Origin of the sequence: Pseudomonas sp. BNK-45 (genome assembly GCF_047456255.1) — a bacterium.
In the GTDB taxonomy this organism is placed as follows: domain Bacteria; phylum Pseudomonadota; class Gammaproteobacteria; order Pseudomonadales; family Pseudomonadaceae; genus Aquipseudomonas.
On record NZ_CP179909.1, the window covers coordinates 6484095 to 6510690 of the forward strand.

The 26596-nt window shown below is 63.9% G+C and carries 22 protein-coding genes; 14 read left to right on the plus strand and 8 right to left on the minus strand.

Going from position 1 to position 26596, the window contains the following annotated elements; translation table 11 throughout:
* Nucleotides 1–18: 18 nt before the first annotated feature.
* The 7 genes from algG (at nucleotide 19) to ACMGG8_RS29490 (ending at nucleotide 9498) form a co-directional block, all read left to right on the plus strand.
* The gene (gene algG, locus ACMGG8_RS29460) at nucleotides 19–1593 is read left to right on the plus strand and encodes a mannuronan 5-epimerase AlgG (protein WP_414159993.1); all 1575 of its coding nucleotides are present in this window, start codon (nucleotides 19–21) and stop codon (nucleotides 1591–1593) included.
* Between the two features lie 11 nt (nucleotides 1594–1604).
* Nucleotides 1605–3065 carry an alginate O-acetyltransferase gene (locus tag ACMGG8_RS29465; protein WP_129405413.1) on the plus strand — a complete coding sequence of 487 codons (1461 nt, stop codon included), beginning with the start codon at nucleotides 1605–1607 and terminating at the stop codon, nucleotides 3063–3065.
* Nucleotides 3066–3073: 8 nt separating this feature from the next.
* Nucleotides 3074–4198, plus strand: a complete 1125-nt coding sequence (locus ACMGG8_RS29470; protein WP_414158875.1) for a mannuronate-specific alginate lyase — start codon at nucleotides 3074–3076, stop codon at nucleotides 4196–4198.
* A gap of 211 nt (nucleotides 4199–4409) precedes the next feature.
* A complete protein-coding gene (locus ACMGG8_RS29475) occupies nucleotides 4410–5975 on the plus strand; it encodes an MBOAT family O-acyltransferase (RefSeq protein WP_414158876.1) in 1566 nt (521 codons plus the stop codon).
* 11 nt (nucleotides 5976–5986) lie between these two features.
* Nucleotides 5987–7162 (plus strand): alginate O-acetyltransferase, encoded by a 1176-nt coding sequence (locus tag ACMGG8_RS29480; RefSeq protein WP_414158877.1) that lies wholly within the window; start codon nucleotides 5987–5989, stop codon nucleotides 7160–7162.
* A gap of 16 nt (nucleotides 7163–7178) precedes the next feature.
* Complete coding sequence (locus ACMGG8_RS29485) at nucleotides 7179–7835, plus strand: alginate O-acetyltransferase AlgF (RefSeq protein WP_047301872.1); 657 nt, start codon at nucleotides 7179–7181, stop codon at nucleotides 7833–7835.
* Nucleotides 7836–8046: 211 nt separating this feature from the next.
* Nucleotides 8047–9498, plus strand: a complete 1452-nt coding sequence (locus tag ACMGG8_RS29490) for a mannose-1-phosphate guanylyltransferase/mannose-6-phosphate isomerase (protein ID WP_414158878.1) — start codon at nucleotides 8047–8049, stop codon at nucleotides 9496–9498.
* A gap of 567 nt (nucleotides 9499–10065) precedes the next feature.
* Here the strand turns inward: ACMGG8_RS29490 and ACMGG8_RS29495 are convergent.
* The 3 genes from ACMGG8_RS29495 to ACMGG8_RS29505 all read right to left on the minus strand — a co-directional run bounded on the left by ACMGG8_RS29495 (nucleotide 10066) and on the right by ACMGG8_RS29505 (nucleotide 11783).
* Nucleotides 10066–10338 (minus strand): DUF3077 domain-containing protein, encoded by a 273-nt coding sequence (locus tag ACMGG8_RS29495; protein ID WP_108544359.1) that lies wholly within the window; start codon nucleotides 10336–10338, stop codon nucleotides 10066–10068.
* A 388-nt stretch (nucleotides 10339–10726) separates the two neighbouring features.
* Nucleotides 10727–11311: a putative adenosine monophosphate-protein transferase Fic gene (locus ACMGG8_RS29500; protein ID WP_108544357.1), complete on the minus strand. Its 585-nt coding sequence runs from the start codon at nucleotides 11309–11311 to the stop codon at nucleotides 10727–10729.
* Entirely contained in the window at nucleotides 11304–11783 is a 480-nt protein-coding gene (locus ACMGG8_RS29505; RefSeq protein WP_108544890.1) for a YhfG family protein, read from the minus strand. The genes ACMGG8_RS29500 and ACMGG8_RS29505 overlap by 8 nt, the downstream gene beginning before the upstream one ends.
* 424 nt (nucleotides 11784–12207) lie before the next feature.
* On the opposite strand from ACMGG8_RS29505, the gene ACMGG8_RS29510 reads away from it, so the two are divergent.
* The 4 genes from ACMGG8_RS29510 to ACMGG8_RS29525 all read left to right on the plus strand — a co-directional run bounded on the left by ACMGG8_RS29510 (nucleotide 12208) and on the right by ACMGG8_RS29525 (nucleotide 16036).
* Nucleotides 12208–12672, plus strand: a complete 465-nt coding sequence (locus tag ACMGG8_RS29510) for a hypothetical protein (RefSeq protein WP_060837626.1) — start codon at nucleotides 12208–12210, stop codon at nucleotides 12670–12672.
* A 36-nt stretch (nucleotides 12673–12708) separates the two neighbouring features.
* Nucleotides 12709–13533 (plus strand): SDR family oxidoreductase, encoded by an 825-nt coding sequence (locus ACMGG8_RS29515; RefSeq protein WP_060842529.1) that lies wholly within the window; start codon nucleotides 12709–12711, stop codon nucleotides 13531–13533.
* Nucleotides 13534–13710: 177 nt separating this feature from the next.
* Nucleotides 13711–14739: a sel1 repeat family protein gene (locus ACMGG8_RS29520; protein ID WP_414158879.1), complete on the plus strand. Its 1029-nt coding sequence runs from the start codon at nucleotides 13711–13713 to the stop codon at nucleotides 14737–14739.
* A 271-nt stretch (nucleotides 14740–15010) separates the two neighbouring features.
* Nucleotides 15011–16036 (plus strand): sel1 repeat family protein, encoded by a 1026-nt coding sequence (locus tag ACMGG8_RS29525; protein WP_232513201.1) that lies wholly within the window; start codon nucleotides 15011–15013, stop codon nucleotides 16034–16036.
* Between the two features lie 881 nt (nucleotides 16037–16917).
* On the opposite strand, the gene ACMGG8_RS29530 is transcribed toward ACMGG8_RS29525, so the two are convergent.
* From ACMGG8_RS29530 to ACMGG8_RS29545, 4 genes are read right to left on the minus strand one after another with little or no spacing between them, the layout of a single operon-like run.
* Nucleotides 16918–17778: an efflux RND transporter periplasmic adaptor subunit gene (locus ACMGG8_RS29530; protein WP_414158880.1), complete on the minus strand. Its 861-nt coding sequence runs from the start codon at nucleotides 17776–17778 to the stop codon at nucleotides 16918–16920.
* Nucleotides 17779–17788: 10 nt separating this feature from the next.
* Nucleotides 17789–17989, minus strand: coding sequence for a DUF1656 domain-containing protein (locus tag ACMGG8_RS29535; protein ID WP_007930063.1), 201 nt, complete (start codon nucleotides 17987–17989; stop codon nucleotides 17789–17791).
* Nucleotides 17979–20186 carry an FUSC family protein gene (locus tag ACMGG8_RS29540; protein WP_414158881.1) on the minus strand — a complete coding sequence of 736 codons (2208 nt, stop codon included), beginning with the start codon at nucleotides 20184–20186 and terminating at the stop codon, nucleotides 17979–17981. The genes ACMGG8_RS29535 and ACMGG8_RS29540 overlap by 11 nt, the downstream gene beginning before the upstream one ends.
* An 11-nt stretch (nucleotides 20187–20197) precedes the next feature.
* Nucleotides 20198–21709 carry an efflux transporter outer membrane subunit gene (locus ACMGG8_RS29545; RefSeq protein WP_060837621.1) on the minus strand — a complete coding sequence of 504 codons (1512 nt, stop codon included), beginning with the start codon at nucleotides 21707–21709 and terminating at the stop codon, nucleotides 20198–20200.
* 265 nt (nucleotides 21710–21974) lie between these two features.
* Between ACMGG8_RS29545 and ACMGG8_RS29550 the strand changes: the two genes are divergently transcribed.
* Both ACMGG8_RS29550 and ACMGG8_RS29555 read left to right on the plus strand, forming a co-directional pair.
* Complete coding sequence (locus ACMGG8_RS29550) at nucleotides 21975–22943, plus strand: LysR family transcriptional regulator (RefSeq protein WP_060837620.1); 969 nt, start codon at nucleotides 21975–21977, stop codon at nucleotides 22941–22943.
* A 312-nt stretch (nucleotides 22944–23255) separates the two neighbouring features.
* A complete protein-coding gene (locus ACMGG8_RS29555; protein WP_414158882.1) occupies nucleotides 23256–24230 on the plus strand; it encodes a 2-hydroxyacid dehydrogenase in 975 nt (324 codons plus the stop codon).
* A 90-nt stretch (nucleotides 24231–24320) separates the two neighbouring features.
* On the opposite strand, the gene ACMGG8_RS29560 is transcribed toward ACMGG8_RS29555, so the two are convergent.
* Nucleotides 24321–25268 (minus strand): DMT family transporter, encoded by a 948-nt coding sequence (locus tag ACMGG8_RS29560; protein WP_414158883.1) that lies wholly within the window; start codon nucleotides 25266–25268, stop codon nucleotides 24321–24323.
* Between the two features lie 156 nt (nucleotides 25269–25424).
* Between ACMGG8_RS29560 and ACMGG8_RS29565 the strand changes: the two genes are divergently transcribed.
* Nucleotides 25425–26318 carry a helix-turn-helix domain-containing protein gene (locus ACMGG8_RS29565; RefSeq protein ID WP_414158884.1) on the plus strand — a complete coding sequence of 298 codons (894 nt, stop codon included), beginning with the start codon at nucleotides 25425–25427 and terminating at the stop codon, nucleotides 26316–26318.
* The last annotated feature ends 278 nt before the right edge of the window (nucleotides 26319–26596 follow it).

The following is a 26596-nucleotide window of genomic DNA, read 5'->3' on the forward strand; positions in this document are numbered from 1 at the left end:
GAAATGAACTGCTACCCCATGAACAGCCCCGCTGCGAAAGGCGCCATCAGCCTGTTGGCGGGCGCTCTGTTGCTGGCCAGCAGCTCGGCGTTCGCCAGTGCCGAGCCGGCCAAGGCGCCGATCATCGCCAAGGGCCTGCAGCAGGCCAAGACCTACACCGTCAGCAGCGCGCCCACCGAGCCCCTGGCCCTGGCCAAGCCGACCCTGCCGGACCTGTCCGGCTACACCGCCGAAGCCGTCGCGGCGAAGATCGTGCGCAGCAAGCCGGGCAAGATCAGCGTGCGCCGGATGATGCAGGAAGACGCCCTGAAAGACTTCATCGGCGGCGACAACAAGATGGCCGAATGGGTGGTGCGCCAGCACGGCATCCCCCAGGCGATCTTCATCGACGACGGTTACATCAACCTCAAGCAACTGGTGGGCAAGCTGCCCAAGCAGTACATCAGCGAGACGGCGCCCGGGGTCTACCTGGCCCGGGTGCCGATCGTCGTCGGCCGCCACGGCATCCTCGACATCGACAAACAGACCCAGGAGCTGCGCCTGTCCCAGGAGGGCGGCGCGTTCCTGGTCAACGACGGCCAGCTGTTCGTGCGTGACACCAAAGTCACCGGCTGGCGCGAGCAGGACAACGGCCCGGCGAGCTTCCGTTCGCCCAAGGAATTCCGCCCGTTCCTGCTGGCCTGGGGCGGTACCGAGACCTACATCGTCAACAGCACGATGGCCAGCTTCGGCTACGCCAATTCCAAGTCCTACGGGGTGAGCATTTCCCAGTACACGCCGAACATGGCCAAGGTGCTCAAGCGCCCCGAGCCCACCGGCTGGATCATCGGCTCGACCTTCTCCGACATGTGGTACGGCTTCTACTGCTACGAAACCCGGGACTTCGTGCTCAAGGGCAACACCTACAAGGACAACATCGTCTACGGCATCGACCCCCACGACCGCTCCCACGGCCTGATCATTGCCGACAACACCGTCCACGGCACCAAGAAGAAGCACGGCATCATCATTTCCCGGGAAGTGAACGACAGCTTCATCTTCAACAACCGCAGCTACGACAACCACCTCTCGGGGCTGGTGATCGACCGTAACAGCGTCAACAACCTGATCGCCTACAACGAGATCTACCGCAACCACAGCGACGGCATCACCCTCTACGAGAGTGCCGACAACCTGATCTACGCCAACAAGGTGATCAGCAACCGCCGCCACGGCATCCGCATTCGCAACAGCGTGAACATCCGCCTGTACGAAAACATCGCCATGGCCAACGGCCTGACCGGGGTCTACGGCCACATCAAGGACCTGTCCGACACCGACCGCGACATCAAGCTCGACCCGTTCGACGCCCAGGTGTCGCTGATCGTGGTCGGCGGCGAGCTGGCGGCCAACGGCAGCGGGCCGATGTCCATCGACTCGCCCCTGAGCGTGGAGCTGTACCGGGTGTCGATGCTGGCGCCGACCAAAAGCAGCGGCATCAGCTTCTCCGGGGTCCTGGGCGAGCGCCAGGACGAAATTCTCGACCTGCTGGTGCGCCAGCAGAAGGCCGTGCTGATCGACCCCGTCGAACGCCAGACCGAAATGCGCGATTGAGGATGACTTGCATGCACCCACACTGGATCAAACTCCTGGGCCTGTCGGCCCTGACCGCGGGGATACTCGCCGCCAGCGCCGGCGCCCGCGCCGATGCGGCCAGCGCTGCGAGCGCCGCGCCCAGTTTCAAGGCCGAGCCGTGCTGCAACCTGTGCCCGGCCGCCCACGACGCGAAGAACTACGTGACCCGCTACCAGCAGAACTTCACCACCCTGGTGCAAGCCCAGGGCGACTGGCTGTTCCGTACCCAGGAAGATTTGCGCACCGAGTTCAACACCACGCCTGAAGGCTACCGCCGCCTCAAGCAGCTGCACGAAGCCTTCAAGAGCAAGGGCGTGGAACTGGTGCTGGTGTACCAGCCGACCCGCGGCCTGGTGAACCGCAACAAGCTCAACCCGGAACAGAAAGCCCGCTTCGACTACGACAAGGCGCTGAACAACTACAAGGCCATGCTCGGGCGCTTCGCCCAGATGGGCTACGTGGTGCCGGACCTGTCGCCGCTGACCAACGAACAACTGCCCGAGACCCTGCCGGCCCACGACTTCTACTTCCGCGGCGACCAGCACTGGACCCCTTACGGCGCCCAGCGCACGGCCAAGATCGTCGCCGACAAGGTCAAGCAACTGCCGGCCTTCGCCGACATTCCCCGGCGCGAATTCGAGACCCACAAGTCCGGGCGCATGGGCAAGACCGGCACCCTGCACAACATGGCCGGGCAGCTGTGCGGCACCAGCTACGCCATCCAGTACATGGACCAGTTCACCACCGAGCCCAAGGGCGAGGCCGGCGACGGCGACCTGTTCGGTGATTCCGGCAACCCGCAGATCACCCTGGTGGGCACCAGCCACAGCGGCAAGAACTACAACTTCGCCGGCTTCCTCGAAGAGGCCATCGGCGCCGACATTCTCAACGTCGCCTTCCCCGGCGGTGGCCTGGAAGGCTCGATGCTGCAGTACCTGGGCAGCGACGAATTCCAGAAGTCCCCGCCGAAGATCCTGATCTGGGAATTCTCGCCGCTGTACCGCCTGGACCAGGAAACCATCTACCGGCAGATGATGGCCCTGCTGGACAACGGCTGCGAAGGCAAGAACCCGCAGATGAGCGCCAGCACCACCCTCAAGCCGGGCAAGAACGAATTGCTGGTCAACAGCAAGAACCTGGACCTGCGCAACAGCGGCCATCAGGTCGACATCCGCTTCGCCGACCCTTCGGTGAAAACCCTGCAAGCCACCCTCTGGTACATGAACGGCCGCCACGAGGACATCAAGATCGAAAAACCGGAAACGTCCGACACCGACGGGCGCTTCGCCTTCGAACTGCGCACCGATGAAGACTGGGCCTCGCAGAACCTGCTGGCGGTGGAGATCCAGGGTCCGGAAGCGGGCACTGCCGGGCAGAAGGTCGAAGCGAAAATTTGCAAACGCAACGTATTCCCGAGCGCCGAGCAACGCACCGCGCAGATCGGGCAATGAGGTTACCTATGCAAAGCACACAGCTGAAACGCCTGTTGATACCCAGCCTGCTGGGGCTCGCCATGTTCACCGGCAGCGCCCAGGCCGCCGCGCCGCTGCGTCCGCCCCAGGGCTATTACGCCCCGGTGGACAAGTTCAAGAGCGGTGACGACAGCGAAGGCTGCGACGCCATGCCCGCGCCCTACACCGGCGCCCTGCAGTTTCGCAGCAAGTACGAAGGCTCGGACAAGGCCCGGGCCACCCTCAACGTGCAGTCCGAACAGGCCTTTCGCGACACCACCGCGGACATCACCAAGATCGAGCGCGGCACCAGCAAGCGGGTCATGCAGTTCATGCGCGACGGCCGCCCGGAGCAACTGGACTGCACCCTCGCCTGGCTCAGCGCCTGGGCCCAGGCCGATGCGCTGATGTCCAAGGACTTCAACCACACCGGCAAGTCGATGCGCAAATGGGCCCTGGGCAGCATGGCCTCGGCCTACCTGCGGCTGAAGTTCTCCGACTCCCACCCCCTGGCCACCCACCAGGAACAGGCGCAGAAGATCGAGGCCTGGTTCAGCAAGATGGCCGACCAGGTGGTCAGCGACTGGGACAACCTGCCCCTGGACAAGACCAACAACCACTCCTACTGGGCCGCCTGGTCGGTGATGGCCACCGCCGTGGCCACCAACCGCCGCGACCTGTTCGACTGGGCCGTGAAGGAATACAAGGTCGGCGCCAATCAGGTCGATGCCGACGGCTTCTTGCCCAACGAACTCAAGCGCCAGCAACGGGCCCTGGCCTATCACAACTACGCCCTGCCGCCCTTGGCGATGATCGCCAGCTTCGCCCAGGTCAACGGCGTCGACCTGCGCCAGGAAAACAACGGCGCGCTCAAGCGCCTGGGCGAGCGAGTGCTGGCAGGGGTGAAAGACCCGGACACCTTCGAGCAGAAAAACGGCAAGCAGCAGGACATGACCGACCTCAAGGTCGACTCCAAATTCGCCTGGCTGGAACCCTACTGCAGCCTCTACACCTGCGCCCCGGATGTCTTGGAACGCAAGCACAAGATGCAGCCGTTCAAGACCTTCCGCCTGGGGGGCGACCTGACCAAGGTCTACGACCCGACCCACGAAAAAGGCAACAAGGGCCCGTAACAGCAACACCTGTCGCCACTGCCGAGGCACGAGGCTGCGACGCGGTCCAAAGGACCGCCACCAGGGGGCCGCTTCGCAGCCCATCGCCGCCTCGTACCTCGGCAGCGGCGACAGAGAGCGTCATGCATGCAATACGCCCCCGCGGTTTTTCACGGGGGGGTTTGGGGGGGGCTGCGGCCTCTGACTATTGGTTAAACATGGAGAGATCGGGATGGTTTTCTCATCCAATGTGTTCCTGTTCCTGTTCCTGCCGATCTTTCTCGGCTTGTACTACTTGAGCGGGCAACGCTATCGCAACCTGCTGCTGCTGATCGCCAGCTACGTGTTCTACGCCTGGTGGCGCGTGGACTTCCTGGCGCTGTTCGCCGGGGTCACCCTGTGGAACTACTGGATCGGCCTGAAAGTCGGCGCCGCCGGTGTGCGCACCAAACCCGCCCAGCGCTGGCTGCTGCTGGGGGTGGCGGTGGACCTGTGCATCCTCGGCTACTTCAAGTACGCCAACTTCGGCGTCGACAGCCTCAACGCCATCATGACCTCCATGGGCCTGGAGCCGTTCATCCTGACCCACGTGCTGTTGCCGATCGGCATCTCGTTCTACATCTTCGAGTCCATCAGCTACATCATCGACGTCTACCGCGGCGACACCCCGGCCACCCGCAACCTGATCGACTTCGCGGCGTTCGTGGCGATCTTCCCGCACCTGATCGCCGGCCCCGTGCTGCGCTTTCGCGACCTGGCGGAGCAGTTCAACCACCGCACCCACACCCTGGACAAGTTCTCCGAAGGCTGCACCCGCTTCATGCAGGGCTTCATCAAGAAAGTGTTCATCGCCGACACCCTGGCGGTGGTCGCCGACCATTGCTTCGCCCTGCAAAACCCCACCACGGGCGACGCCTGGCTCGGCGCCCTGGCCTACACCGCGCAGCTGTACTTCGACTTCTCCGGCTACAGCGACATGGCCATCGGCCTGGGCTTGATGATGGGTTTTCGCTTCATGGAAAACTTCAAGCAGCCCTACATCAGCCAGTCGATCACCGAGTTCTGGCGGCGCTGGCACATCAGCCTGTCCACCTGGCTGCGCGACTACCTGTACATCACCCTGGGCGGCAACCGCAAAGGCACCCTGATCACCTACCGCAACCTGTTCCTGACCATGCTCCTGGGCGGCCTGTGGCACGGCGCCAACTTCACCTACATCGTCTGGGGTGCCTGGCACGGCATGTGGCTGGCCATCGAAAAGGCCCTGGGCATCAACACCACGCCGCGCAGCCTGAACCCGGTGCGCTGGGCCCTGACCTTCCTGCTGGTGGTGATGGGTTGGGTGATCTTCCGCGCCGAGAACCTGCACGTGGCCGGGCGCATGTACGGCGCCATGTTCAGCTTTGGCGACTGGTCGCTGTCGGAACTCAACCGCGCCAGCCTCACCGGCCTGCAAGTGGCGACCCTGGTCCTGGCCTACGCCACCCTGGCGTTCTTCGGCCTGCGTGACCTGTACCGCAACCCGGCACCGGTCAAGGCCAAGCCCGACGTCGCTACCCCCGCCGACGGCCCGGCCAGCGCCCAGCCCGGCCTGATCAAGGCAGTGCCCGGGGACACCCCCGGCAGCATTCACCAGCCGGGCTACATCGTCGGCACCGAGGCCCAGGTGCAACCGGCCTACTGGAGCGCCGACTGGTCGCGCTACGTGATGCGCGCCCTGGTGCTGCTGCTGTTCATCGCCTCGATTCTCAAACTCTCGGCGCAAAGCTTCTCGCCGTTCCTTTACTTCCAGTTCTGAGGGATCTGCCCATGACCCGCTCATTACGTGTGTTCTACATCGCCCTGTTCCTGGTGACCCTGCTGGCGCTGGGGCTGTGGTCGGTGCGCAGCTTCTTCGGCTTTAGCACCAACAATGACGCCACCGTGCTCAACGGACGCTGGGCCAAGGCGGTGGAAACCCACTATGACGACCAGTTCCCGATCAAGCGCCTGGGCACCAACCTGTGGGCCGCCCTGGACTTCAAGCTGTTCAACGAAGGCCGCCCCGGGGTGGTGCTGGGCCGCGACCAGTGGCTGTACAGCGATGAAGAGTTCAACCCGGTGGTCAACGAGGAGCTCAACCTGCAAGGCAACTACGCCCTGGTGGAAGGCGTGCGCCAGACCTTGAAAGAGCACGGAGTGAAACTGGTGATGGCCATCATTCCGGCCAAGGCGCGCCTGTACCCGGAGCACCTGGACGAGGTACGTCCGGCGCGGATCCACGCCAACCTCTACCAGGACTTCCACGCCCGGGTCGCCGCCAACAAGATCCTCGCCCCTGACCTGCTGGGGCCCCTGCGACAGGCCAAGCAACAGGGCCAGCAAGTGTTCCTGCGTACCGACACCCACTGGACCCCGGCCGGCGCCGAAGTCGTCGCCCGGCAACTGGCCACAGCCATCGCCGCCAAGGCCCCGCTCAGCGGTCAGCCACAACGCTTCGTCACCCAAACCCAAGAGACCGTGAAGCACCAGGGTGACCTGCGGCGCTTCCTGCCCCTGGACCCGCTGTTCGAGAGCCTGATGCCCGCCGAAGAGCCCCTGCAAAAGCGCGTGACCCGGGCCAGCGAGGAACAGCCGGCCGCCGACGACGCACTGTTCGCCGACCACGAAGTGCCAGTGACCCTGGTGGGCACCAGCTACAGCGCCAACCCCAACTGGAATTTCGTCGGCGCCCTGAAACAGGCCCTGCACAGCGACGTGCTGAGCTACGCCGAGGACGGCCACGGCCCGATCCTGCCGATGCTCAGCTACCTGAAAAGCGACGACTTCAAGAACCACCCGCCCCAGGTGCTGATCTGGGAATTCCCTGAACGCTATCTGCCTGTGAACAACGAAATCGGCGACGCCGACCCGCAGTGGGTCGCAGAACTCAAGCAAGCCGGTGCACGCCAACAGAACCTAGCTGTTAACGCCAAATCCGAGACGCCCGACCGGGCGCAAAACTGAAAAAGAGGTAACACTCATGACTTTCATCACTACTCCTCGCCGTCTCGCCCAAGCAATCACCCTGGCTGCCGGCATGAGCGTCCTGTCCCTGTCCGCCTTCGCCGGTGGCGACGCCGCCCTGTACGGCCCCACCGCGCCCAAGGGCTCGACCTTCGTGCGCCTGTACAACGCCAGCAACAGTGAAGTCAGCGCCACGGTGGGCAGCACCAACGTCAACGACGTCGCGCCTCTGGCCAGCAGCGACTTCAGCTTCATGCCCGGCGGCGACTACACCGCCAAGGTGGGCAGCCAGAGCGTGCCGGTGAAACTGGCCGCCGATCACTATTACACCCTGGTCAACAACGCCAGCGGCCAGCCGCAACTGATCGAAGAACCGCCATTCAAGAACAAGCAGAAATCCCTGGTGCGGGTGCAGAACCTCAGCGACCAGGCCCTGACCCTGAAGACCGCCGACGGCAAGACCGACGTGGTCAAGGCGGTGGCCGCCAAAGGTCGCGGCGAGCGCGAAATCAACCCGGTGAAGGTCAGCTTCGCCCTGTACGACGGCGATAAAAAAGTCAGCGACCTCAAGCCCGTGGCCCTGGAGCGCGGCGAAGCGGCGGTGCTCTACGTCACCGGCAACGGCAGCAACCTGTCGCCGGTGTGGGTGAAACGCCCCGTCTCGACCCGCTAACGAATTTCCGGACGGCCGCCGCTCCCCCTGTGTAGGAGCTGGCTTGCCAGCGAAGGCGTCCTCAAGCCCGACACAAGGCTAACAGGCCCCTTCGCCGGCAAGCCGGCTCCTGCAGGGGGCGAGCAAGGGCATCCGGGCACGCCACAAAAACAAGAGTGAAACGACAGAACGCAGTAGCTCTAACCCATACGATGTTTGAAGGAGTAACAACATGATTCCGGTGATCTTGTCAGGTGGTAGCGGCTCACGTCTTTGGCCGCTTTCGCGCAAGCAATTCCCCAAGCAATTCCTCGCCCTGACCGGCGAACACACCCTGTTCCAGCAAACCCTGGAGCGCCTGGTGTTCGAAGGCATGGACACCCCGATCGTGGTCTGCAACAAGGACCACCGCTTCATCGTCAACGAGCAACTGGCAGCCCGTAAGCTCGAATCCCAGCGCATCCTCATGGAGCCCTTCGGCCGCAACACCGCCCCGGCCGTGGCCCTGACCGCGATGATGCTGGTCAACGAAGGCCGTGACGAACTGATGCTGGTGCTGCCCGCCGACCACGTCCTGGACGACCAGAAAGCCCTGCAACGGGCCCTGGCCCTGGCCACCGTGGCCGCCGAGCGGGGCGAAATGGTGCTGTTCGGCGTGCCGGCGATCAAACCGGAAACCGGCTACGGCTACATCAAGTCCAGCAACGATGCGCTGCTGCCGGAGGGCATCAGCCGGGTCGCGCAGTTCGTCGAGAAGCCCGACGAAAAACGCGCCAACGAATTCGTCCAGGCTGGCGGCTACTTCTGGAACAGCGGCATGTTCCTGTTCCGCGCCAGCCGCTTCCTCGAAGAGCTGAAGAAACACGACCCGGACATCTACGACACCTGCCTGCTGACCCTGGAACGCAGCCAGCAGGACGCGGACACCGTGACCATCGACGAAGCCACCTTCGCCTGCTGCCCGGACAACTCCATCGACTACGCGGTGATGGAAAAGACCCAACGCGCCTGCGTGGTGCCACTGAGCGCCGGCTGGAGCGATGTCGGCTGCTGGTCGTCGCTGTGGGACGTGCATGAAAAGGACGCCAACGGCAACGTCAGCAAGGGCGATGTGGTGATCCAGGACAGCCACAACTGCATGATCCACGGCAACGGCAAGCTGGTGTCGGTGATCGGCCTGGAAAACATCGTCGTCGTCGAAACCAAGGACGCCATGATGATCGCCCACAAGGACAAGGTCCAAGGGGTGAAACAGATGGTCAACACCCTCAACGAACAGGGCCGCAGCGAAACCCAGAACCACTGCGAGGTCTACCGCCCGTGGGGCTCCTACGACTCGGTGGACATGGGCGGGCGCTTCCAGGTCAAGCACATCTCGGTCAAGCCGGGGGCCTGCCTGTCGCTGCAGATGCACCACCACCGCGCCGAACACTGGATCGTGGTCAGCGGCACCGCCGAAGTCACCTGTGACGAGAACGTGTTCCTGCTCACCGAGAACCAATCCACCTACATCCCGATTGCCTCGGTGCACCGCCTGCGCAACCCGGGCAAGATTCCGCTGGAGATCATCGAAGTGCAATCGGGCAGTTATTTGGGCGAGGACGATATCGAGCGGTTTGAGGATATCTATGGCCGTTCGACGCCGGTGGAGCGTGGTGTTTCGGTGAAAACTATCGCTCAGTAACAGCGGCAAGTAGAAGCAGCCGTAAGCTTCAAGCGGCAAGCTGCAAGTAAAAGCAGGGAGCCGTGCTAGCAAGACCTTTGTACTCCCCCTGTCCAGGTGCCGGCGTCCCCTATCCGCAGGCACTTGGACAGGGGGATTTTTGTAGCCGCTGCCGCAGGCTGCGAAAAGGGCCGAAGGACCTTCAGCGATCTCAAGCCCCCTGCGCCCGCTGCGCGGTCGTTCGCAGCCTGCGGCAGCGGCTACAAGAAGCAGCGATAAATAGGAGCAACCGTAAGCTTCAAGCGGCAAGCTGCAAGTAAAAGCAGGGAGCCGTGCTAGCAAGACCTTTGTGCTCCCCCTGTCCAGGTGCCGGCGTCCCCTATCCGCAGGTGCTTGGACAGGGGGATTTTTGTAGCCGCTGCCGCAGGCTGCGAAAAGGGCCGAAGGACCTTCAGCGATCTCAAGCCCCCTGCGCCCGCTACGCGGTCGTTCGCAGCCTGCGGCAGCGGCTACAAGAAACAAAAAAGCGCTGCGTCCCTCCCACGAAGACACAGCGCTCTTTCGACTCCCTCCATCAGGAAACATCGATCAGGCGTGCAACACCTCTTCCTTCATTCCCAATCCCACGTCATCGATCAGCGCCTTGCCCATCTCCGCCAGGAAATGCGCGGCCCAGGCGTAACGCTCGCCCTGGTCTTCCATGGCCGCATCCAGGGCGAGTTTCTTGGCGTAGTACAGCAGGGTCGACGCGTGCTCCAGCGCCTGCTGCAAAGGCACATCTGCATTGACGCGGAACAGAGACTGATCGGCGTCACCACAGGAACCAAAGGTGACGAAGCCCGAGGTCTTGATAGCGCACATGGTTGAACCCCCATATCAAAGTGAGAGCTGCCACGTTCGTTACCAAGCGAATGGGTGGCAGCCGTGCGCAGGTTGGTAAACCGGAGATACAGGAACCCGGCAGGGACGAGCCCTCCCACGCACAGCCGCCATTGCACGGAAATGCGGGCGCAAAAAAAGCGCCTGCAATCGTCAAGGGGCGCTGTTGCGCCTGTATCAACACGGGTTACCAAGCCCAGCCGCTGAGTTGGCAGCGACGCTCAAAGGCTAGTCCCGGGTTCGATACAGAGCAACGACAAAGGCGTCGCAGTTTATGTCCAAGCCGCTGGCGTTGGGAACATTCAGGATGGCGGCACGCCGTAGCACGCCAGAACAAGCAGGCCATTGCGGCCAACTTCGATAGGAGGTTTTAGGCAGTGACGATGCGCTTGAAGATCTCTGCCATGGGCGCGTAGTTCACATAGACGCCATTGATATTCGCTTCAAGCCACTCATCCTGGCTGACCTCTTCCCAGTCCAGTTCGTAACCTGCCGATAGCGCGAGGTGTTCAAAGAAGATCCGCTGAACTCGGCCATTGCCCTCGCGAAACGGATGAATCATGTTCAGCTCGCAGTAGAATTCCGCCAGCTTTTCACAGAAATCGTTTCGCTCAAGTCCACTCAGCCAGTTGTTTTCTTGAAGATTGGAAAAAATCTTCAGGGCTTCCGCCTCGATTCTTCCGCAGTTACAGAAACGCGTCCCGCCCTTGGAGATATCAACATTTCTTATCTCTCCCGCCCAGGCATAGAGGTCGGAAAACAACTGTCGATGCAGCAGCTTGAGATTCTCCAGGCTGTAGGGCGGAGCAACATAGCGAACCCGACTGACGGTCAGCGCGGTGATGTCCCTCTCCGCCGCCTCAAGGGCGGCCATTTCCTGGATATTCAGCTTGTTTTTAAGCACTGAGGAGGCGGGGTAGCAGTAATGATCATGAGAAGCGTCGTATTTATCCATCCAACGGTCTTCCATGCTTGGCCAAGATTTTTTCCAACGAGGCTTTTTCGTCGAAGATCGGTATGTCTATGCCTTCCAGTCTTGAACTGCTTACAAAGTTTTTAAGCTTGTTCTTTTCGAAACGTTCATAAGGATCAAACCTAGGACGAACAGCGCATTTCGACAACAGGGACAAAGCGCCTCTAAGTTCTGCAACATTCCTGGCGCACATCCTGAAGCCGATTCTTTTTGAAACTTCATTGCGCACAACCGGATAGGGCAAGGCATCACTGAGCGCACGTTCGCACTCTCGCCCCTCTTCTGCGAGGGCACTGAGGCGCTTCAACTTCAAAGATAAAGAGCTCCAGCCATTTGCCCCTAACTTCAAATACAGCTGAGTTTCGACAAAGCGTTTGACCTCAAGAAACGTCCCCAGCTTCTTCAGATCGCTGATCTGTGCAGTTTGCAAAATCTGCTGCAGTGATACGTCCATCATCGCCCCATGATTGATGCCAAAGCCCGGAGATTATACACCTCATAGATCGCCACCACGGGCATGTCTCGTCCTTGGCACCAACACTCTTCACAGTAGAAAGCGGAGTCCACCCCTTCAGCTAGCATTCGCCTCGTTCGATGTTTGCAGCCCTGAGAACCTGAGCACTTTCCAGTCCCGGTAAAGGTGTTCCAGGAGTGAATAGAGCCCCCCGGGAGCATGCCAGCCACCCGCTCGGGCGGGCACCAGAGTGGACCACATGATGTCCACTATCGGCATAAATCCGCTTTAACAGACCGTCTGTTGTCCCTAACACACCCATCAAAACCAGACCTGTGGATAACGTCACAACAGCCCTCCTCCATCGCCAACCCCACCTACGCTTAGGTAGGATGTCCCCCTCCTTTTCCCCGAGGCTCGCGTCATGTTCATCGGCGTTCTGCTGGTCGTCACCTGGCTGATCCTGCTTCTGCGCTATCCCGCCAAGGCCCTTCCCGTGTCCCTGGCCGCTGCGTTCGGCCTGGCCCTGGTGGCCTGCTGGGTGGTCTGGCTGGACAACCGCGAAGCCCAGCAACTGGCGCGCCTGGAGCTGCGCCTGAGCTACGCGCCGGACCACTGCCCCGCCGACCGGCCGCTGCAGGTCAAGCTCAACAACGGCAACAAGGTGCCCCTGGTGGAACTGCGCTGGCGGGTCGCCGCCTATGCCCCGGGGGATACCGTCAACCTCGCCGACAACCAGTACAGCGCCCCGCGCTACCGTGGCCCCGGCGAGTTGCAGGCCGGCGCCAACTGGCAGGACTGCCTGCCGCTGCCGCCCCTGCGCCCCGGCTATCGCCCGCAAACCCTGGAGTTTCGCGCCGAGCGTCTACAGGGTAGTTTCTCCGACTGACTCGCCCCTCCCCTCACCCAGCACAAGGACCGCGCCATGCCCGTAGCGTTGATCACCGGTTGTTCCAGCGGCATCGGCCGCGCCCTGGCAGATGCCTTCAAGGGCGCCGGTTTCACCGTGCTCGCCACCGCTCGCAAGGCCGAGGACGTGAACACCCTGCAAGCCGCCGGTTTCAAGGCCGTGCAACTGGACGTGAATGACGCCCCGGCCCTGAGCGCCCTGGGCGAGGAGATCAACCAGCAATACGGCGGCCTGGATGTGCTGATCAACAACGCCGGCTACGGCGCCATGGGCCCGCTGCTGGATGGCGGTGTGCAAGCCATGCAGCGCCAGTTTGAAACCAACGTGTTTTCGGTGGTCGGGGTGACCCGGGCGATGTTCCCGGTGCTGCGCCGCAGCCGTGGCCTGGTGGTGAATATCGGCAGTGTGTCCGGGGTGCTGGTGACGCCGTTTGCCGGCGCCTACTGCGCCTCGAAGGCCGCGGTGCATGCCTTGAGCGACGCCCTGCGCATGGAGCTGTCGCCGTTCGGCATCCGGGTCATGGAAGTGCAGCCCGGGGCCATTGCCTCCAGTTTCGCCAAGAACGCCGGGCATGAAGCCGAACAGCTGCTCAACGAACAATCGCCCTGGTGGCCCCTGCGCGAGGGCATCCGCGCCCGCGCCAAGGCCTCCCAGGACAAGCCGACCCCGGCCAGCGAATTTGCCGCCGGCTTGCTCAAGGCCGTGCAGCAGGACAACCCGCCGCGCCTGGTGCGCCTGGGCAATGGCAGCCGCGCCTTGCCGCTGCTGGCCAACCTGCTGCCCAAGGGTTTGCTGGAGAAGGGACTGATGAAGCGGTTTGGCTTGAACGCCAAGCTCTGAGCACCCCACGCAGGGCATCCGTTGCATGACACCGTTGTATGCCGCGCCGATGCCCATAGAATGCCCGCACTCAAATTCCAGGGAAGCGGCACCTCAGGCACGCAACGGCTGCCCCCCGCCCCTGCTCATGCCCTCTTGGCGTCCTGCCTTTTACGATTGAACCTCAGGGACTCTCCATTGATATCTCGCAGCCTGCTGCCCTTGACCATCCTCACTCTGCTGCTGGGCTGCAATGCCTCGTCACCGGACGAAAAACTCAATGCCACCCTGCCGGACCTGAGCCTGGAACAGATCCTGCCCAAGGTCGAGGCCAACCCGTACTGCTCACCGGAGATGGACAGCGAACGGCTGGTCGGCCTCGGCATCCGACTGATCGATGAGGACGAGGTGCGGCATGGCGCAAGCCGTACCCTGCTGGCAAGCCAGGCCATACAGATGGCCCGCGCCTGCCTGATCATGGCCGCCCCCCGCAACACCATGAGCCTGTGCATCCTGGGCGGGATCGTCGGCTCCAGGCAGAAGGACTATGACAAAAGCGAAGCCTTCAACTACATCGCCTACGCCGCCCAGCACAATGAATCCTGCGCGGAAGCGGGCCTGTACCACATCTATAACGTCGGCAAGCTGGACCAGCCCCCGAACAAGGCATTGGCCATGGCCTGGCTGGAACGCGCCGCTCGGCACGGCGACCAGGACTCGCAACAGGAGATGGTGCGCCGCAACGAACAGGACAATTTGCCGCTGGCCTACGCCTGGGCCCGAACCCTGGATGACGCCCAAACGCTCGCAGCGCTGAAACGCAAGATGAGCCCTCAGCAGTTGGCCGAAGGCGAGCAGCATTACACCCGGTTACTCGGTCAACTCACGCCGAAACAGGAGATTGAGCAGGCGCTGCGCCAGGACCTCATCGCCCTGGGCACAGGGGATCTGTACTTCAGCTACCCGGAAGTATTCGCGGGCATGTCGCCTGAGCAACGGCATGCGTTCGTCGCCCAGTTGGTGGACATGCAGGAGCGCCACCCGAAGTTCCACACCCGCGGCCAACTGGTGGCCTACGCCTTGATTTCCCGCCTGGTGCAAAGCACCGGCCCGGCCGTGGACCTGTGGCAAGACCCGGCGCTGCAGGCCGTGCTGGAGGACGATGACCTCAGCGTGGAAGACAGCGTAGCCAAGGCCAAAATCATTCTGGCCAAGCGCAAGTCATAACGGGAGCGGCGGCGCTAGCGCTGTTAAAGCCGTCGCCGAAGTGTCATCCGCTCAAGACCTCAGGGCCCCTTGCCGCGGTCAACCAGATGCCGCGGTTTGGGTTGTACGCCCTCTCAAACCCCGTAGAATGCGCGACCTTGAGCCCTTAGGGCTCATGCAGCATGGAATCGCTGGCGTCGACACCCAAGCACGGAATGGCTAACGCTCCTCCTTCCCCCGTCCCAGCCTGATTTCATGCGCGCCTTTTCATTCGCCGATCAGGGAATACCCATTGAAATTGTTCAACGCGCTGCCACTGGCCTTGGCTGTCTTGCTGGCGGCCTGCGCCTCCACGGCTCCGGAAAACACCGAACCGAAAGTCCCCGAACTGAATGACACCCTGCCCAAGCTGACGCTGGACAGTGTCTTGCCCAAGGTCAGCGCCAACGAGTACTGCAACCCGGCCATGGAGGCCGATCTGCTGTACGGCATCGGTTACAAGCTGAACGAGATCGAGGACTACAAGAACGCCAAGGGCTGCTTCGCCATGGCCGCGCCGCACTACACCCGGGCCTTCTGCTTCCTGTCCACCACCACTGACCAGGAAACCGACAAGCCCAAGGCCGAGCGCGACCGCGAGTCCTTCAACTACATCGCCTACTCCGCCTCGCAGAACGACTGGTGCGCCGAGTACGGCATGTACGCCACCTACTGGTTCGGCGACAAGGACATCCCCAAGGACCGGGACCTGGCCCTGCGCTGGCTGGAGCGTTCGGCGCTGCACGGCAACCCGGAGCCGCAGCAGAACCTGGCCGACGCCGCCGAAGAGTCCGGCGATTTGGTGAAGGCCTACGCCTGGCTGAAGGTTATCGACAACACCGAAGACACCAGCCAGCTGGATGCCCTGAAAGGCAAGATGAGCCCGGAGCAGTTGGCCGAAGGCGAACAGCGCTTTGCCGACCTCAAGAAGCGCGTGACCAGCAAACAGGTGATGTACGACGAGGCGCGGGATGAGGAGGTGGCGATTTTCTCCGCCGAGATCCACTTCGATCTCCCCGACCTGTTCCAGGGCATGACCACGGCCGAGCGCCAGGCCTTTGTCAAAGCGGCCATCGCCAAGGCCCGGGACAGCGGCCAGTTCAAGCTGCATTACGCGGTAACCCAGTACGTCATCGTCTCGCGGCTGGCCCAGCAGCGTTACCCCGGTGTCGACGTGCTGCAGAACCCGAAGCTGGTGGCCGCGATCAACCACGTCAACGACGGCCTGCAAGCCACGGCGAAGAAGTCCCTGGCGATCATGCAGAAAACCTACAAATAACCGCCCCCCCCACTGTCGTAGGAGCCGGCTTGCCGGCGAAAGGGCCCGCAAGCCTTGCAGCGCCTGGGCCGACGCCTTCGCTGGCAAGCCAGCTCCTACAGCAGTCAGATACACCGCGCAGTTCCCCGTAGGAGCCGGCTTGCCGGCGAAAGGGCCCGCAAGCCTTGCAGCGCCTGGGCCGACGCCTTCGCTGGCAAGCCAGCTCCTACAGTAGTCAGGTGCACCGCGCAGTTCCCCGTAGGAGCCGGCTTGCCGGCGAAAGGGCCCGCGAGCGTTGCAGCGCCTGTGACGACGCTTTCGCTGGCAAGCCAGCTCCTACAGCAGTCAGGTGCACTGCGCAGTTCCCCGTAGGAGCCGGCTTGCCGGCGAAAGGGCCCGCGAGCCTTGCACCACCTGGGCCGACGCCTTCGCTGGCAAGCCAGCTCCTACAGCAGTCAGATACACCGTGCAGTTCCCCGTAGGAGCCGGCTTGCCGGCGAAGGGGCCCGCAAGCCTTGCAGCGCCTGGGCCGACGCCTTCGCTGGCAAGCCAGCTCCTACAGCAGTCAGGTGCACCGCGCAGTTCCCCGTAGGAGCCGGCTTGCCGGCGAAGGGGCCCGCGAGCCTTGCAGCGCCTGGGCCGACGCCTTCGCTGGCAAGCCAGCTCCTACAGCAGTCAGGTGCACCGCGCAGTTCCCCGTAGGAGCCGGCTTGCCGGCGAAGGGGCCCGCAAGCCTTGCAGCGCCTGGGACGACGCCTTCGCTGGCAAGCCAGCGCCTACAGCAGTCAGGTGCACCGCGCAGTTCCCCGTAGGAGCCGGCTTGCCGGCGAAGGCGCCCGCAAGCCTTGCACCGCCTGTGACGACGCCTTCGCTGGCAAGCCAGCACCTACAACCGCCGGCGGCTACAGAGGCTCGGGGTTGACGATGACGGTGCAGGTAATGCCGGCGGCCAGCAGCACGCCTTCCGGCACTTCATCGATGTGGATGCGCACCGGCACGCGCTGGGCCAGGCGCACCCAGTTGAAGGTCGGGTTGACGTCGGCGATCAGTTCGCGGCTTTCCGGGTTGTCGCGGTCGTAGATGCCGCGGGAAATGCTTTCCACATGCCCCTTGAGCACTTCACCGCTCATCAGTTGCATGTCCGCTTTATCCCCCACGCGCACGCGGGGCAGCTTGGTTTCCTCGAAGAAGCCGTAGACCCAGAACGAGTTCATGTCGACCACCGCCATCTTCGCTTCGCCAATGCGCGCGTAGTCGCCGCGGTGCACGTTGAGGTTGGTGACGTAGCCGTCCACCGCCGCCCGCACCTGGGTGCGTTTGAGGTTGAGTTCCGCCGCTTCCAGCTGGGCCTGGGCGTGCTGGTAATCGGCCAGGGCCGAGTCGGCGATGTTGCCGGCGTCGTCGCGGTTTTCCTTGGAGATCACCAGGTTGTCCATGTCGGCGCGGCGCTTGGCGTTGACCTTGCGCATCTCCCAGGTGGCCTTCTTCGAGGCCACCAGCGATTGCGCCTGCTTGACCGCGATCTGGTAGTGCTCGGGGTCGATCTGCATCAGCAGATCGCCCTTGTGCACCAGCTGGTTGTCCTTGACCGGCACGTCCACCACTTCACCGGTGACGTCGGCGGCGACGTTGATGATGTCCGCCCGCACCCGGCCGTCACGGGTCCAGGGGGTGTACATGTAGTGCTCCCACAGGGTGCGGCCGATCCACAGGGCCAGGGCCAGCACGAGCAGGGTGGCGAGCAGGCTGAAAAACTTTTTCATTGCGGGGGTCTCAACGGTAGACAGTGAGCGCCATGGCGCCGAACAGACAGCAGAACAGGCTCAGGCGCAGCAGCGCCGGGTGCCAGAAGAAGCGATACAGGTCATAGCCGGAGATGAACCGGTCCAGGGCCCAGGCCAGGGCCGCGGCGATGAAGAACATCAGGGTCATGGTGGGCATGTAAACGCCGTGGAAGGCGATTTCACGAGGCATGGTCAAGTCCTTGGGGTGCAGGCGCTGCCGGCTTGGCCACGGCATAGGCCGCCAGCGGCGATTGCGGGTCGAGCAGTGAAGTGCGGATGAAGTGCAGGTAGCTCTTGACCCGGCGCAGGGCCGAGGTGTCGAAGTGCGGGGCAAAGGGCTCGTCGGTGGCCTGGACCCGGCTGATGGCGTGGTCCACGGCGATCAGCCCGCGTTCCAGGTTGCTCTGGCTCGGTTGCAGGAACAGCCGCACCAATGAGCGGCCCATGACCCGGATCGCCTGGCGCCAGGGCTGGGATTCGGCATAGGCCGGGTGCACCGGGAGGATCGCCTGCTCCTTGCGCAGCTCGATGATGGCGTGGCCGACTTCCAGCACCACGAACATCCAGCGCAGCAGTTCGCTCTGCACCTTGGGCTGGCCCACCGCCAGGCCATAGGCCTGGTGCAGCAGGTCGCGGGTGCGGCTTTCGAAGCTCGACGCCAGACCCTTGAGCTTGCCGCTGATGGCGTACACCACCTGGCCGCGCAGGTCCTGCTCCAGGCGCCGCCACAGCCAGCGGCTGTTGGGCGGCAGGATGATCGCCCCGGCCGCGGCGCAGACCAGCATGCCCATGACCATGGCGATGTAGTCGTTGATGAAGGTGTAGGGGTTGTAGACCGTCAGGTTGTCCGGCACCGAGCCGGTGCTGAAGAAGATCAGCAGGCCCAGGCCGACCCCGGCGTACTTGGGCCGCGAGGCGAGGAATGAGCCGAGCACGATCACCGGCGCCAGCATCAGGCACAGCAGCGGGAAGCCGTCGATCCAGGGGAACACGAAGAACATTTCGACGAAGCCCACCAGGGCGCCGATAAAGGTCCCGCAGGCCATCTGGAAGGCCATGCGCTTGGGGTTCGGCGTGGCGGCGGACAGGCCGATGGTGGCGGCGGCGATCAGGGTCATGGTGGCGCCGCTGGGCCAGGCGGTGGCCACCCAGTAACTGCCCAGCACCAGCAGCACGAAGGCCGCGCGAATGCCCGAAGCGGCACTGGCCAGCCAGTTGGTCTGCGGGGTGTAGGGCTCGTCCCAGCGCTCGCGTTCGTGGCTGTGGTCGGCCAGGGACGCGTGGGTCTGGGCGTAGCTGTGCATCTCGTCGACGAAGCGGTACAGCAGCTCGTAGGCGGTGTGGAAATCCAGCTGCTCGGCGTCGCTCGGGCCGCTCTCCTGGAAGGCCGCGCGCAGGCTGCGCACCCGCGCCGGCAGCTCGCTCTTGTAGGCCGCCAGGGCCGTGGCCAGGCGCGCCGCGTCGGGGCTGGTGAGGGCCCGACCGGAGAAACCGTCCAGCAGTTCCGCCAGGTCCTGCAGGCCCGGCTTGATCGCCGCCACCACATGGTCGGCGCCGCTGCTGCGCAGGCGTTCGAGCAACTGGTGCAGGGCGTTGAAGCGCGTGGTGATGCCCATGAACTCGCTGTTCAGGCGGCTCAGGCGGCCGTTGCGCCGACGCATGTGCGGGTCTTCGAACACGGTAACGCTGCGCAGCCCTTCCAGGCCCACGGCCTCGGCAATGAAACGCACGTTGCTGCTTTCAAAACTGTCGCGCTGGCTGCGCCCGCGCAGGCCGTCGGTGACGAACAGGGCGAACACCCCAAAGCGCTGGTACAGGGCGTTGCGCATCGCAGCGCTGGCGGTCTGCGGCAGGATCGCGGCGCTGACCAGGGTCGAGCAGAGAATCCCCAGGGAGATCTCCAGCACCCGCCACACCGCCGCCATGAAGGCGCCTTCCGGATGGGCCAGGGCCGGCAGGCCGACCATCGCCGCGGTGTAGCCGGCGAGGACGAAACCGTAGGCGCGAAAGTTGCGGCAGCGCGCGGCACCGGCCGAGCAGATGCCGACCCAGATCGCCAGCGAGCCGAGGAACAGCTCGGTGTTCTGGGCGAACAGGGCGATCAGCGCCACCATCACCGCCGAGCCGGTCAGGGTGCCGAGAAAGCGGTAGAAGCTCTTGGCGAACACCTGGCCGCTCTGCGGCTGCATGACGATGAACACGGTGATCATCGCCGTGCGCGGTTGCGGCAACTCCAGGCGCATGGCCAGCCACAGGGTGAGGAACGCGGCGGCCAGCACCTTGAAGATGTAGACCCAGGTCACGCCGTCGCTGCGTGCCCAGTCGAAGAAACCCCGGCGCCATTCAAGGGAGTACAGCCAGCGCAAAGGGGCGGGCAAGGAAGTCATGGGAGCCTGCTTCAGTGGTCGAACACGGCCAGGGCCGCGGGGGTCTTGGGTGCCTGGGTGCGGTTTTCCGCGGGGACGTCGCGGCCGGCTTCCAGCCCGCCGCCCAGGGCCGTCACCAGGTCCGCCTGGGCGGTCAGGCGCGCGGCCTGCACCTGCTGCTGGATCTGCTGCTGGTGAAACAGCAGGCTCTGGGCGTTGAGCACATTCAGGTAGTCGGTCAGGCCGCGCTGGAAGGCCACGGTGGCGATGTCGTAGGTCTTCTGCGCCGCGGCCACCGACTCGGCGGCAAAGACTTGCTGCTTGTCCATGGACTCGCGGCGGATCAGCTGGTCAGAAATGCTTTTCAGCGCGTCCACCAGGGTCTGGTTGTACTTGGCCACGGCCATGTCGTAGCCGGCCGCGGCTTCGCCCAGCTCCGAGCGCAGGCGGCCGCCGTCGAAGATCGGCAGGCTGATGGCCGGGCCGACGCTGTAGTTGAGCTTCTTGCCGGTGAGGAACTCCAGGGCGCCGCCGCCAGTGGCCATGAAACCGATGCTGCCCACCAGGTCGACGTTGGGGTAGAAGCCGGCGTGGGCCACATCGATGCCTCGGGCCTGGGCTGCCACTTGCCAGCGGCTGGCGACCACGTCGGGGCGCTGCCCCAGCAGTTCGGCGGGCAGGGCCGAGGGCAGTTTCAGCGCGGCGCCCAGGGACAGGCTCGGCCGCTGCAGTTGCGCGCCCTCTCCCGGGCCCTTGCCAGCCAGGGCCGCCAGCTGGTTGCGGGTCAGGGCGATTTCTTCGTCCAGGGCGTCCAGCTGGCGATGGGTTTCCGGCAGCGGCGCCTCGGCCTGGCTGACTTCGAAATGGGTGCCCAGGCCGCCGTCCAGGCGCCGTTGCGCCAGTTCGAGAATCTGTTGCTGCTGCTTCAGGGTGGCGGCGACGATATCGCGCTGGGCGAAGTGCAAGGACAGCTGGATATAGCTGCGCACCACGTTGTTCACCAGTTCCAGCTGGGCCTGGCGGGCTTCGGCCACGCTCATGTGGGCCAGGTCGACGGCGCGCTCGGTGTTGTTGCTCTCGCGGCCCCAGAGGTCCAGGGCATAACTCAAGCCCAGGGCGGCGTTGTTGTCCCAGGTGGTGGTGTTGGCCAGGGCACCGGGGCCGTAGAACTGATCGGTGGGCCAATTGTGGCGCTTGAGGGTGGCGTCGCCCTTGATCTGCAGCGACTCGGCCGACTCGGCGATACCGGCCAGGGCCTTGGCCTGGCGCACCCGGGCGGCGGCCATGGCCAGGCTCGGGCTGCCTTGCACGGCGAGGCTGATCCAGCGGTTCAACTGCGGGTCGCCGTAGGCCTGCCACCACTGGGCACTGGGCCAGTGGGCCTCTTGCGCGGCGCTCTGGATCGCCTCGTCGGTGGCCAGTGTATTAGCGGGAAGTGTCTTGCCTTGTGGGGCAATGCCTCCGGTTCCGATGCAGCCGCTGATTGCTAACGATAAAGCCCAAACACTGAGGGTCTTGAACCCTCTGCTGATGCGACGCGGCACTGCTGCGAATTCCTGAAGATCGGGGGGAGTATTTCTCTCGTGGAAGTCGGCCGGCCAGCGCAGCGATACGCCTGCTACACCGCGTTGCGCGGATCGCCGGCAAGCCGACTCCTACGGATCGGCGCAATTCTAGGGGGCGGCCGGGGCGGCGATAAGCTGGGATTCCTGTGAATCTTTGTTACCGTAAACGCGATAATCCCTTGGTCGCCTATCCAAGCCCCCGTAACTTCGTGTCACAATTTGCCATCTCCCCAGAGAGCACCCCATGGACACTTTGCAAAACATGCGCGCCTTCAGTTGTGTGGCCGAAGCCGGCAGTTTCACCGCCGCGGCAGTGCAACTGGATACCACCACGGCCAACGTCTCGCGCGCAGTCTCCAATCTTGAGGCTCACCTGCAAACCCGCCTGCTCAACCGTACCACCCGCCGTATCGCCCTGACCGAAGCCGGCAAGCGCTACCTGCTGCGCTGCGAGCAGATCCTGGCCTACGTCGAAGAAGCCGAGGCCGAGGCCAGCGACGCCCACGCCCGCCCCGCCGGCCAGTTGAAAGTGCACACCATGACCGGCATCGGCCAGCACTTCGTGATCGACGCCATCGCCCGCTACCGCAAATCGCACCCGGACGTGACCTTCGACCTGACCATGGCCAACCGCGTGCCGGACCTTCTGGACGAGGGCTACGACGTGTCCATCGTCCTGGCCAGCGAGCTGCCGGACTCGGGGTTCGTCTCCCAGCGCCTGGGGATCACCTACAGCATCGTCTGCGCCTCCCCGGCCTACGTGAAAGCCAACGGCTGCCCGCACAAACCCAGCGACCTGCTGAACCACGCCTGCCTGCGCCTGGTGAGCCCGGTGATTCCCCTGGAGAAATGGGCCTTCGACGGCCCGGAAGGCCAGGAAATGGTCACCATCAACAGCTCGCCGTTCCTGGTGAACTCCGCCGACGCGATGAAGACCGCGATCATCAGCGGCATGGGCATTGGCGTGCTGCCGGTGTACGCCGCCATCGAAGGTTTGCGCAACGGCACCCTGGTGCGCGTGATGCCCCAGTACCGCTCCCAGGAGCTGAACCTGTACGCCATCTACCCGTCGCGCCAGTACCTGGACGCCAAGATCAAGACCTGGGTCGAATACCTGCGCGGCTCCCTGCCGGAGATCCTTGCCGCGCACCAGGCGGAACTGGCGGCCTATGAACTGAGCGGCAGCCTCACCGGCGCACGCCTGGCCAATTGACCGCCGGGGCACTCCCCAAACCACCGTCCCCACCTGTAGGAGCCGGCTTGCCGGCAAAGAGGCCCGCCAGCCTCAGCACCGCCTTCGCTGGCCAGCCAGCTCCTACAGGATGTACGCGGCTCCCACGAACGACGCCCGCCCCCCGTAGGAGCCGGCTCATCGGCGAAGAGGCCCGCAAGTTCTGCGCAAATCTGGAAACCGATTTCGCTGGCAAGCCAGCGCCTACACAGGCCAGCGCCGGCAGGCTTTGGCGGCGGCGGCAAAAATGTTAGCTTGCTTGGCATTCTCTCCCGCCTGACGAGTCTTCCCGCAATGAAAAAGACGGTACTTGCCTTCAGCCGCATCACCCCCGAGATGACCGAACGCCTGCAACAGGACTTCGAGGTCATCGTCCCCAACCCCAAGCTGGGGGACATCGCCGCGCAGTTCAATGAAGCCCTGCCACGGGCCCACGGCCTGATCGGCGTCGGCCGCAAGCTGGGGCGCGCGCAGCTGGAAAACGCCGCGCAGCTGGAAGTGGTGTCGAGCATCTCGGTGGGTTACGACAACTATGACCTGGCCTATTTCAACGAACGCGGGCTGATGCTCACCAACACCCCGGACGTGCTCACCGAAAGCACCGCCGACCTGGCCTTCGCCCTGCTCATGGGCAGCGCTCGCCGGGTGGCCGAGCTGGATGCCTGGACCAAGGCCGGGCAATGGCAGGCCAGCGTCGGCCCGGCGCTGTTCGGTTGCGATGTGCACGGCAAGACCCTGGGGATCGTCGGCATGGGCAACATTGGCGCGGCCATCGCCCGCCGTGGGCGTTTGGGCTTCGGCATGCCGATCCTCTACAGCGGCAACAGCCGCAAGGCGGCCCTGGAGCAGGAACTGGGCGCACAGTTCCGCAGCCTGGAGCAACTCTTGGCCGAGGCGGATTTCGTCTGCCTGGTGGTGCCGTTGAGCGAACAGACCCGGCACCTGATCAGCCACCGTGAACTGGCCCTGATGAAACCCAGCGCGATCCTGGTGAACATTTCCCGCGGGCCGGTGGTGGATGAGCCGGCGTTGATCGACGCCTTGCAAAAGGGCCAGATCCGTGGCGCCGGCCTGGATGTGTACGAGAAAGAGCCGTTGGCAGAATCGCCGCTGTTCCAGCTGAAGAACGCGCTGACCCTGCCGCACATCGGCTCGGCCACCCATGAAACCCGTGACGCCATGGCCGAACGCGCCATGGGCAACCTGCGCAGCGCCCTTTTGGGCGAACGCCCGCAGGACCTGGTCAACCCGCAAGTGTGGAAGGGCTGACCACCCACTGCCTATCACTCCCTGTAGCCGCTGCCGAGCCCGCGAGGCTGCGAAAAGGTCCGCAGGACCTTCAGCGATAGCCCGGCAGCATCAGGTCGCCTGGTTTTGCGACGGCTGCGCCGCCGTTCGCAGCCTCGCGAGCTCGGCAGCGGCTACAGAGGCTGGCACAGCCTTGGGTTTACGGAACACCAGCACGTTGCCCAGCATCACCAGCACCAGTCCGGCCAATGCCGGGGCGGTCCACTGATAGCCTTCGGCAAAGGCCGAGACGTTCAGCGCCACCACCGGGAACAGCACGGTGCAGTACGCCGCCCGCTCCGGGCCCATGCGCCCCACCAGGGTCAGGTAGGCGGTGAAGCCGATCACCGAACCCGGTATCACCAGGTACAGCAGCGAGCCGATGTAGCGGGTGCTCCACTCCAGGTCGAAGGCAATGCCCTGGGCCAGGCAATACACCGCCAGCATCGTCGCGCCGTAAGCCATGCCCCAGGCATTGGTGGTCAGCGGCTTGAGCCCGGCTTTCTGCTGCAGGCTGGAGAGCATGTTGCCCGCCGAGAAACACAGGGTGCCGAGCAGGGCCAAGCCCAGGCCCAGCAGGGTTTGCGGGCTGGCGCTGTGGCCCGCCAGTTCGGGCCAGAACAGCAGCCCCAGCCCGAGCAGCCCCAGGCCGCCGCCGAGCAACACGTTGCGGGCGATCTTCTGGCCGAAGAACACTCGCGCATTCAGGGCGTTCCACAAGGTCGCGGTGGAAAACACCACCGCCACCAGGCCACTGGGAATCCACTGGCTGGCGTGCAGGAAGCACATGAAGTTGATGCAGAACAGGCACAGGCCCTGGGCCAGGCAGATCAGGTGGCCACGGCGGTTCATCGGCTGCAGCTTGCGGCTGAGCAACAGCAGGACGAACAGCACCAAGGCCGCCAGGGCGAAGCGATAGACGATGGACACCGGTATCGCCACCACCCCCAGTTGCAGTTTCAGGGCGATCCAGGTGGTGCCCCAGATCAGCACGGTCAACAGGTACAGCGATAGGTTCATGGCACGACTCCTTTATAAGGTGTGCAGTGTCATGCCCGGCAGATCAGGGGCGCTTGCACAAACTTGCGCTTTTTATCAGCCCGGGGCTGGCAGCGCAGGGGCGACGGAGTAGCATGCGAAACACCGGCAAACGGACCTTTGATTGACGCCCCCACCATGCCCGCACTGGATACCCTGCAAGTCTTCCAAGCCTTGAACCGCTCGCCCCATGCTCGCCTGGAGCACAGTGCCGAGCTCGGTGACGGCTTGTCCGCGGCCTTGTGGAGCAACCATCACGACGCCCAGGAATATCAGGCGCCCGGCCACCACACCCTGTCTTGCTACCTGGCCGGCGGCACCGGCACCTTTCGCCGCGATCAGCCGAGCAGCAAGGGCGCCCCGGGCAAGCTGTGCATCCTGCCCGCCGAGCACCAGTCGGCCTGGGTGATCAACGGCGATATCCGCCTGGCCCACGTGTATTTCAGCCCCGAGCAGTTCGCCCTCGGCTGCGTCACCCTGCTGGACCGCGAGCCCCGGGACATGCACCTGCGCGAGAGCACCTTCGTCGACGACCCCGAGCAGACCCGGCGCTTCGCGCAGTTGGTGCGCCTGAACTGGGACGAGCCCGGCGAGCGCCTGCTGACCAGCAGCCTGGCCCACGAGATGCTCAGCCACGCCCTGCTCAATCAAGTGGGCCCGCGCCAGGGTGTCCGGCTCAAGGGCGGCCTGGCCGCGCACCAGCGCCGCCTGCTGGTGGACTACATCGACAGCCAGCTGGACGCGCCGCTGAGCCTGGGCCAACTGGCGGGGTTGTGTGCGCTGTCGGAATACCACTTCGCCCGCATGTTCCGCGCCAGCTTCGGCCTGCCGCCCCATCAATATGTGCTGGCCCGGCGCCTGGTCCGGGCCCGCTATCTGCTGCGCCACAGCGCCCTGCCCCTGGGGGAAGTCGCCCTGGCCTGCGGCTTCTCCAGTGCCAGCCACTTCACCAACCGCTTTCGCCAGGCCCTGGGCGGCACGCCCGGTGACTACCGGCAGGCGTTCCAGCGCCAATGTTCGGACTACCGATAAGCCACCTCCGCAGACCCCTTCTTGCGGCAAAACCCACGCCGACACGTCCGAATTCGTAAGTGACCAAAGTTCCTTACTTAAACAAGACAACTCTTACAACCCAATTAAACAACTCCTACACACCCCTCCATAAAAGAGCACTTTCAATAAATACTTATATGACAACCAAAAACATAAACAGGTAATAATTTTAAAGTTTCAGTTACCACTTCATTCACAGAGCTGATGATTCTTGTTTAACCCCAGCCCCAACTTAGTCTTCCGACTTTGAATCCCGG

Excerpts from the sequence above, each read along its gene's own strand:
- ACMGG8_RS29505 (WP_108544890.1), bottom strand. The coding sequence starts at position 11,783 with ATGGACGTATCACTGCAGCAGATTTTGCAAACTGCACAGATCAGCGAT.
- algG (WP_414159993.1), top strand. The coding sequence starts at position 19 with ATGAACAGCCCCGCTGCGAAAGGCGCCATCAGCCTGTTGGCGGGCGCT.
- ACMGG8_RS29535 (WP_007930063.1), bottom strand. The coding sequence starts at position 17,989 with ATGCCTCGTGAAATCGCCTTCCACGGCGTTTACATGCCCACCATGACC.
- ACMGG8_RS29515 (WP_060842529.1), top strand. The coding sequence starts at position 12,709 with ATGCCCGTAGCGTTGATCACCGGTTGTTCCAGCGGCATCGGCCGCGCC.
- ACMGG8_RS29470 (WP_414158875.1), top strand. The coding sequence starts at position 3,074 with ATGCAAAGCACACAGCTGAAACGCCTGTTGATACCCAGCCTGCTGGGG.
- ACMGG8_RS29465 (WP_129405413.1), top strand. The coding sequence starts at position 1,605 with ATGCACCCACACTGGATCAAACTCCTGGGCCTGTCGGCCCTGACCGCG.
- ACMGG8_RS29565 (WP_414158884.1), top strand. The coding sequence starts at position 25,425 with ATGCCCGCACTGGATACCCTGCAAGTCTTCCAAGCCTTGAACCGCTCG.
- ACMGG8_RS29540 (WP_414158881.1), bottom strand. The coding sequence starts at position 20,186 with ATGACTTCCTTGCCCGCCCCTTTGCGCTGGCTGTACTCCCTTGAATGG.
- ACMGG8_RS29480 (WP_414158877.1), top strand. The coding sequence starts at position 5,987 with ATGACCCGCTCATTACGTGTGTTCTACATCGCCCTGTTCCTGGTGACC.
- ACMGG8_RS29475 (WP_414158876.1), top strand. The coding sequence starts at position 4,410 with ATGGTTTTCTCATCCAATGTGTTCCTGTTCCTGTTCCTGCCGATCTTT.
- ACMGG8_RS29485 (WP_047301872.1), top strand. The coding sequence starts at position 7,179 with ATGACTTTCATCACTACTCCTCGCCGTCTCGCCCAAGCAATCACCCTG.
- ACMGG8_RS29550 (WP_060837620.1), top strand. The coding sequence starts at position 21,975 with ATGGACACTTTGCAAAACATGCGCGCCTTCAGTTGTGTGGCCGAAGCC.
- ACMGG8_RS29560 (WP_414158883.1), bottom strand. The coding sequence starts at position 25,268 with ATGAACCTATCGCTGTACCTGTTGACCGTGCTGATCTGGGGCACCACC.
- ACMGG8_RS29490 (WP_414158878.1), top strand. The coding sequence starts at position 8,047 with ATGATTCCGGTGATCTTGTCAGGTGGTAGCGGCTCACGTCTTTGGCCG.
- ACMGG8_RS29530 (WP_414158880.1), bottom strand. The coding sequence starts at position 17,778 with ATGAAAAAGTTTTTCAGCCTGCTCGCCACCCTGCTCGTGCTGGCCCTG.
- ACMGG8_RS29555 (WP_414158882.1), top strand. The coding sequence starts at position 23,256 with ATGAAAAAGACGGTACTTGCCTTCAGCCGCATCACCCCCGAGATGACC.
- ACMGG8_RS29495 (WP_108544359.1), bottom strand. The coding sequence starts at position 10,338 with ATGTGCGCTATCAAGACCTCGGGCTTCGTCACCTTTGGTTCCTGTGGT.
- ACMGG8_RS29510 (WP_060837626.1), top strand. The coding sequence starts at position 12,208 with ATGTTCATCGGCGTTCTGCTGGTCGTCACCTGGCTGATCCTGCTTCTG.
- ACMGG8_RS29500 (WP_108544357.1), bottom strand. The coding sequence starts at position 11,311 with ATGGATAAATACGACGCTTCTCATGATCATTACTGCTACCCCGCCTCC.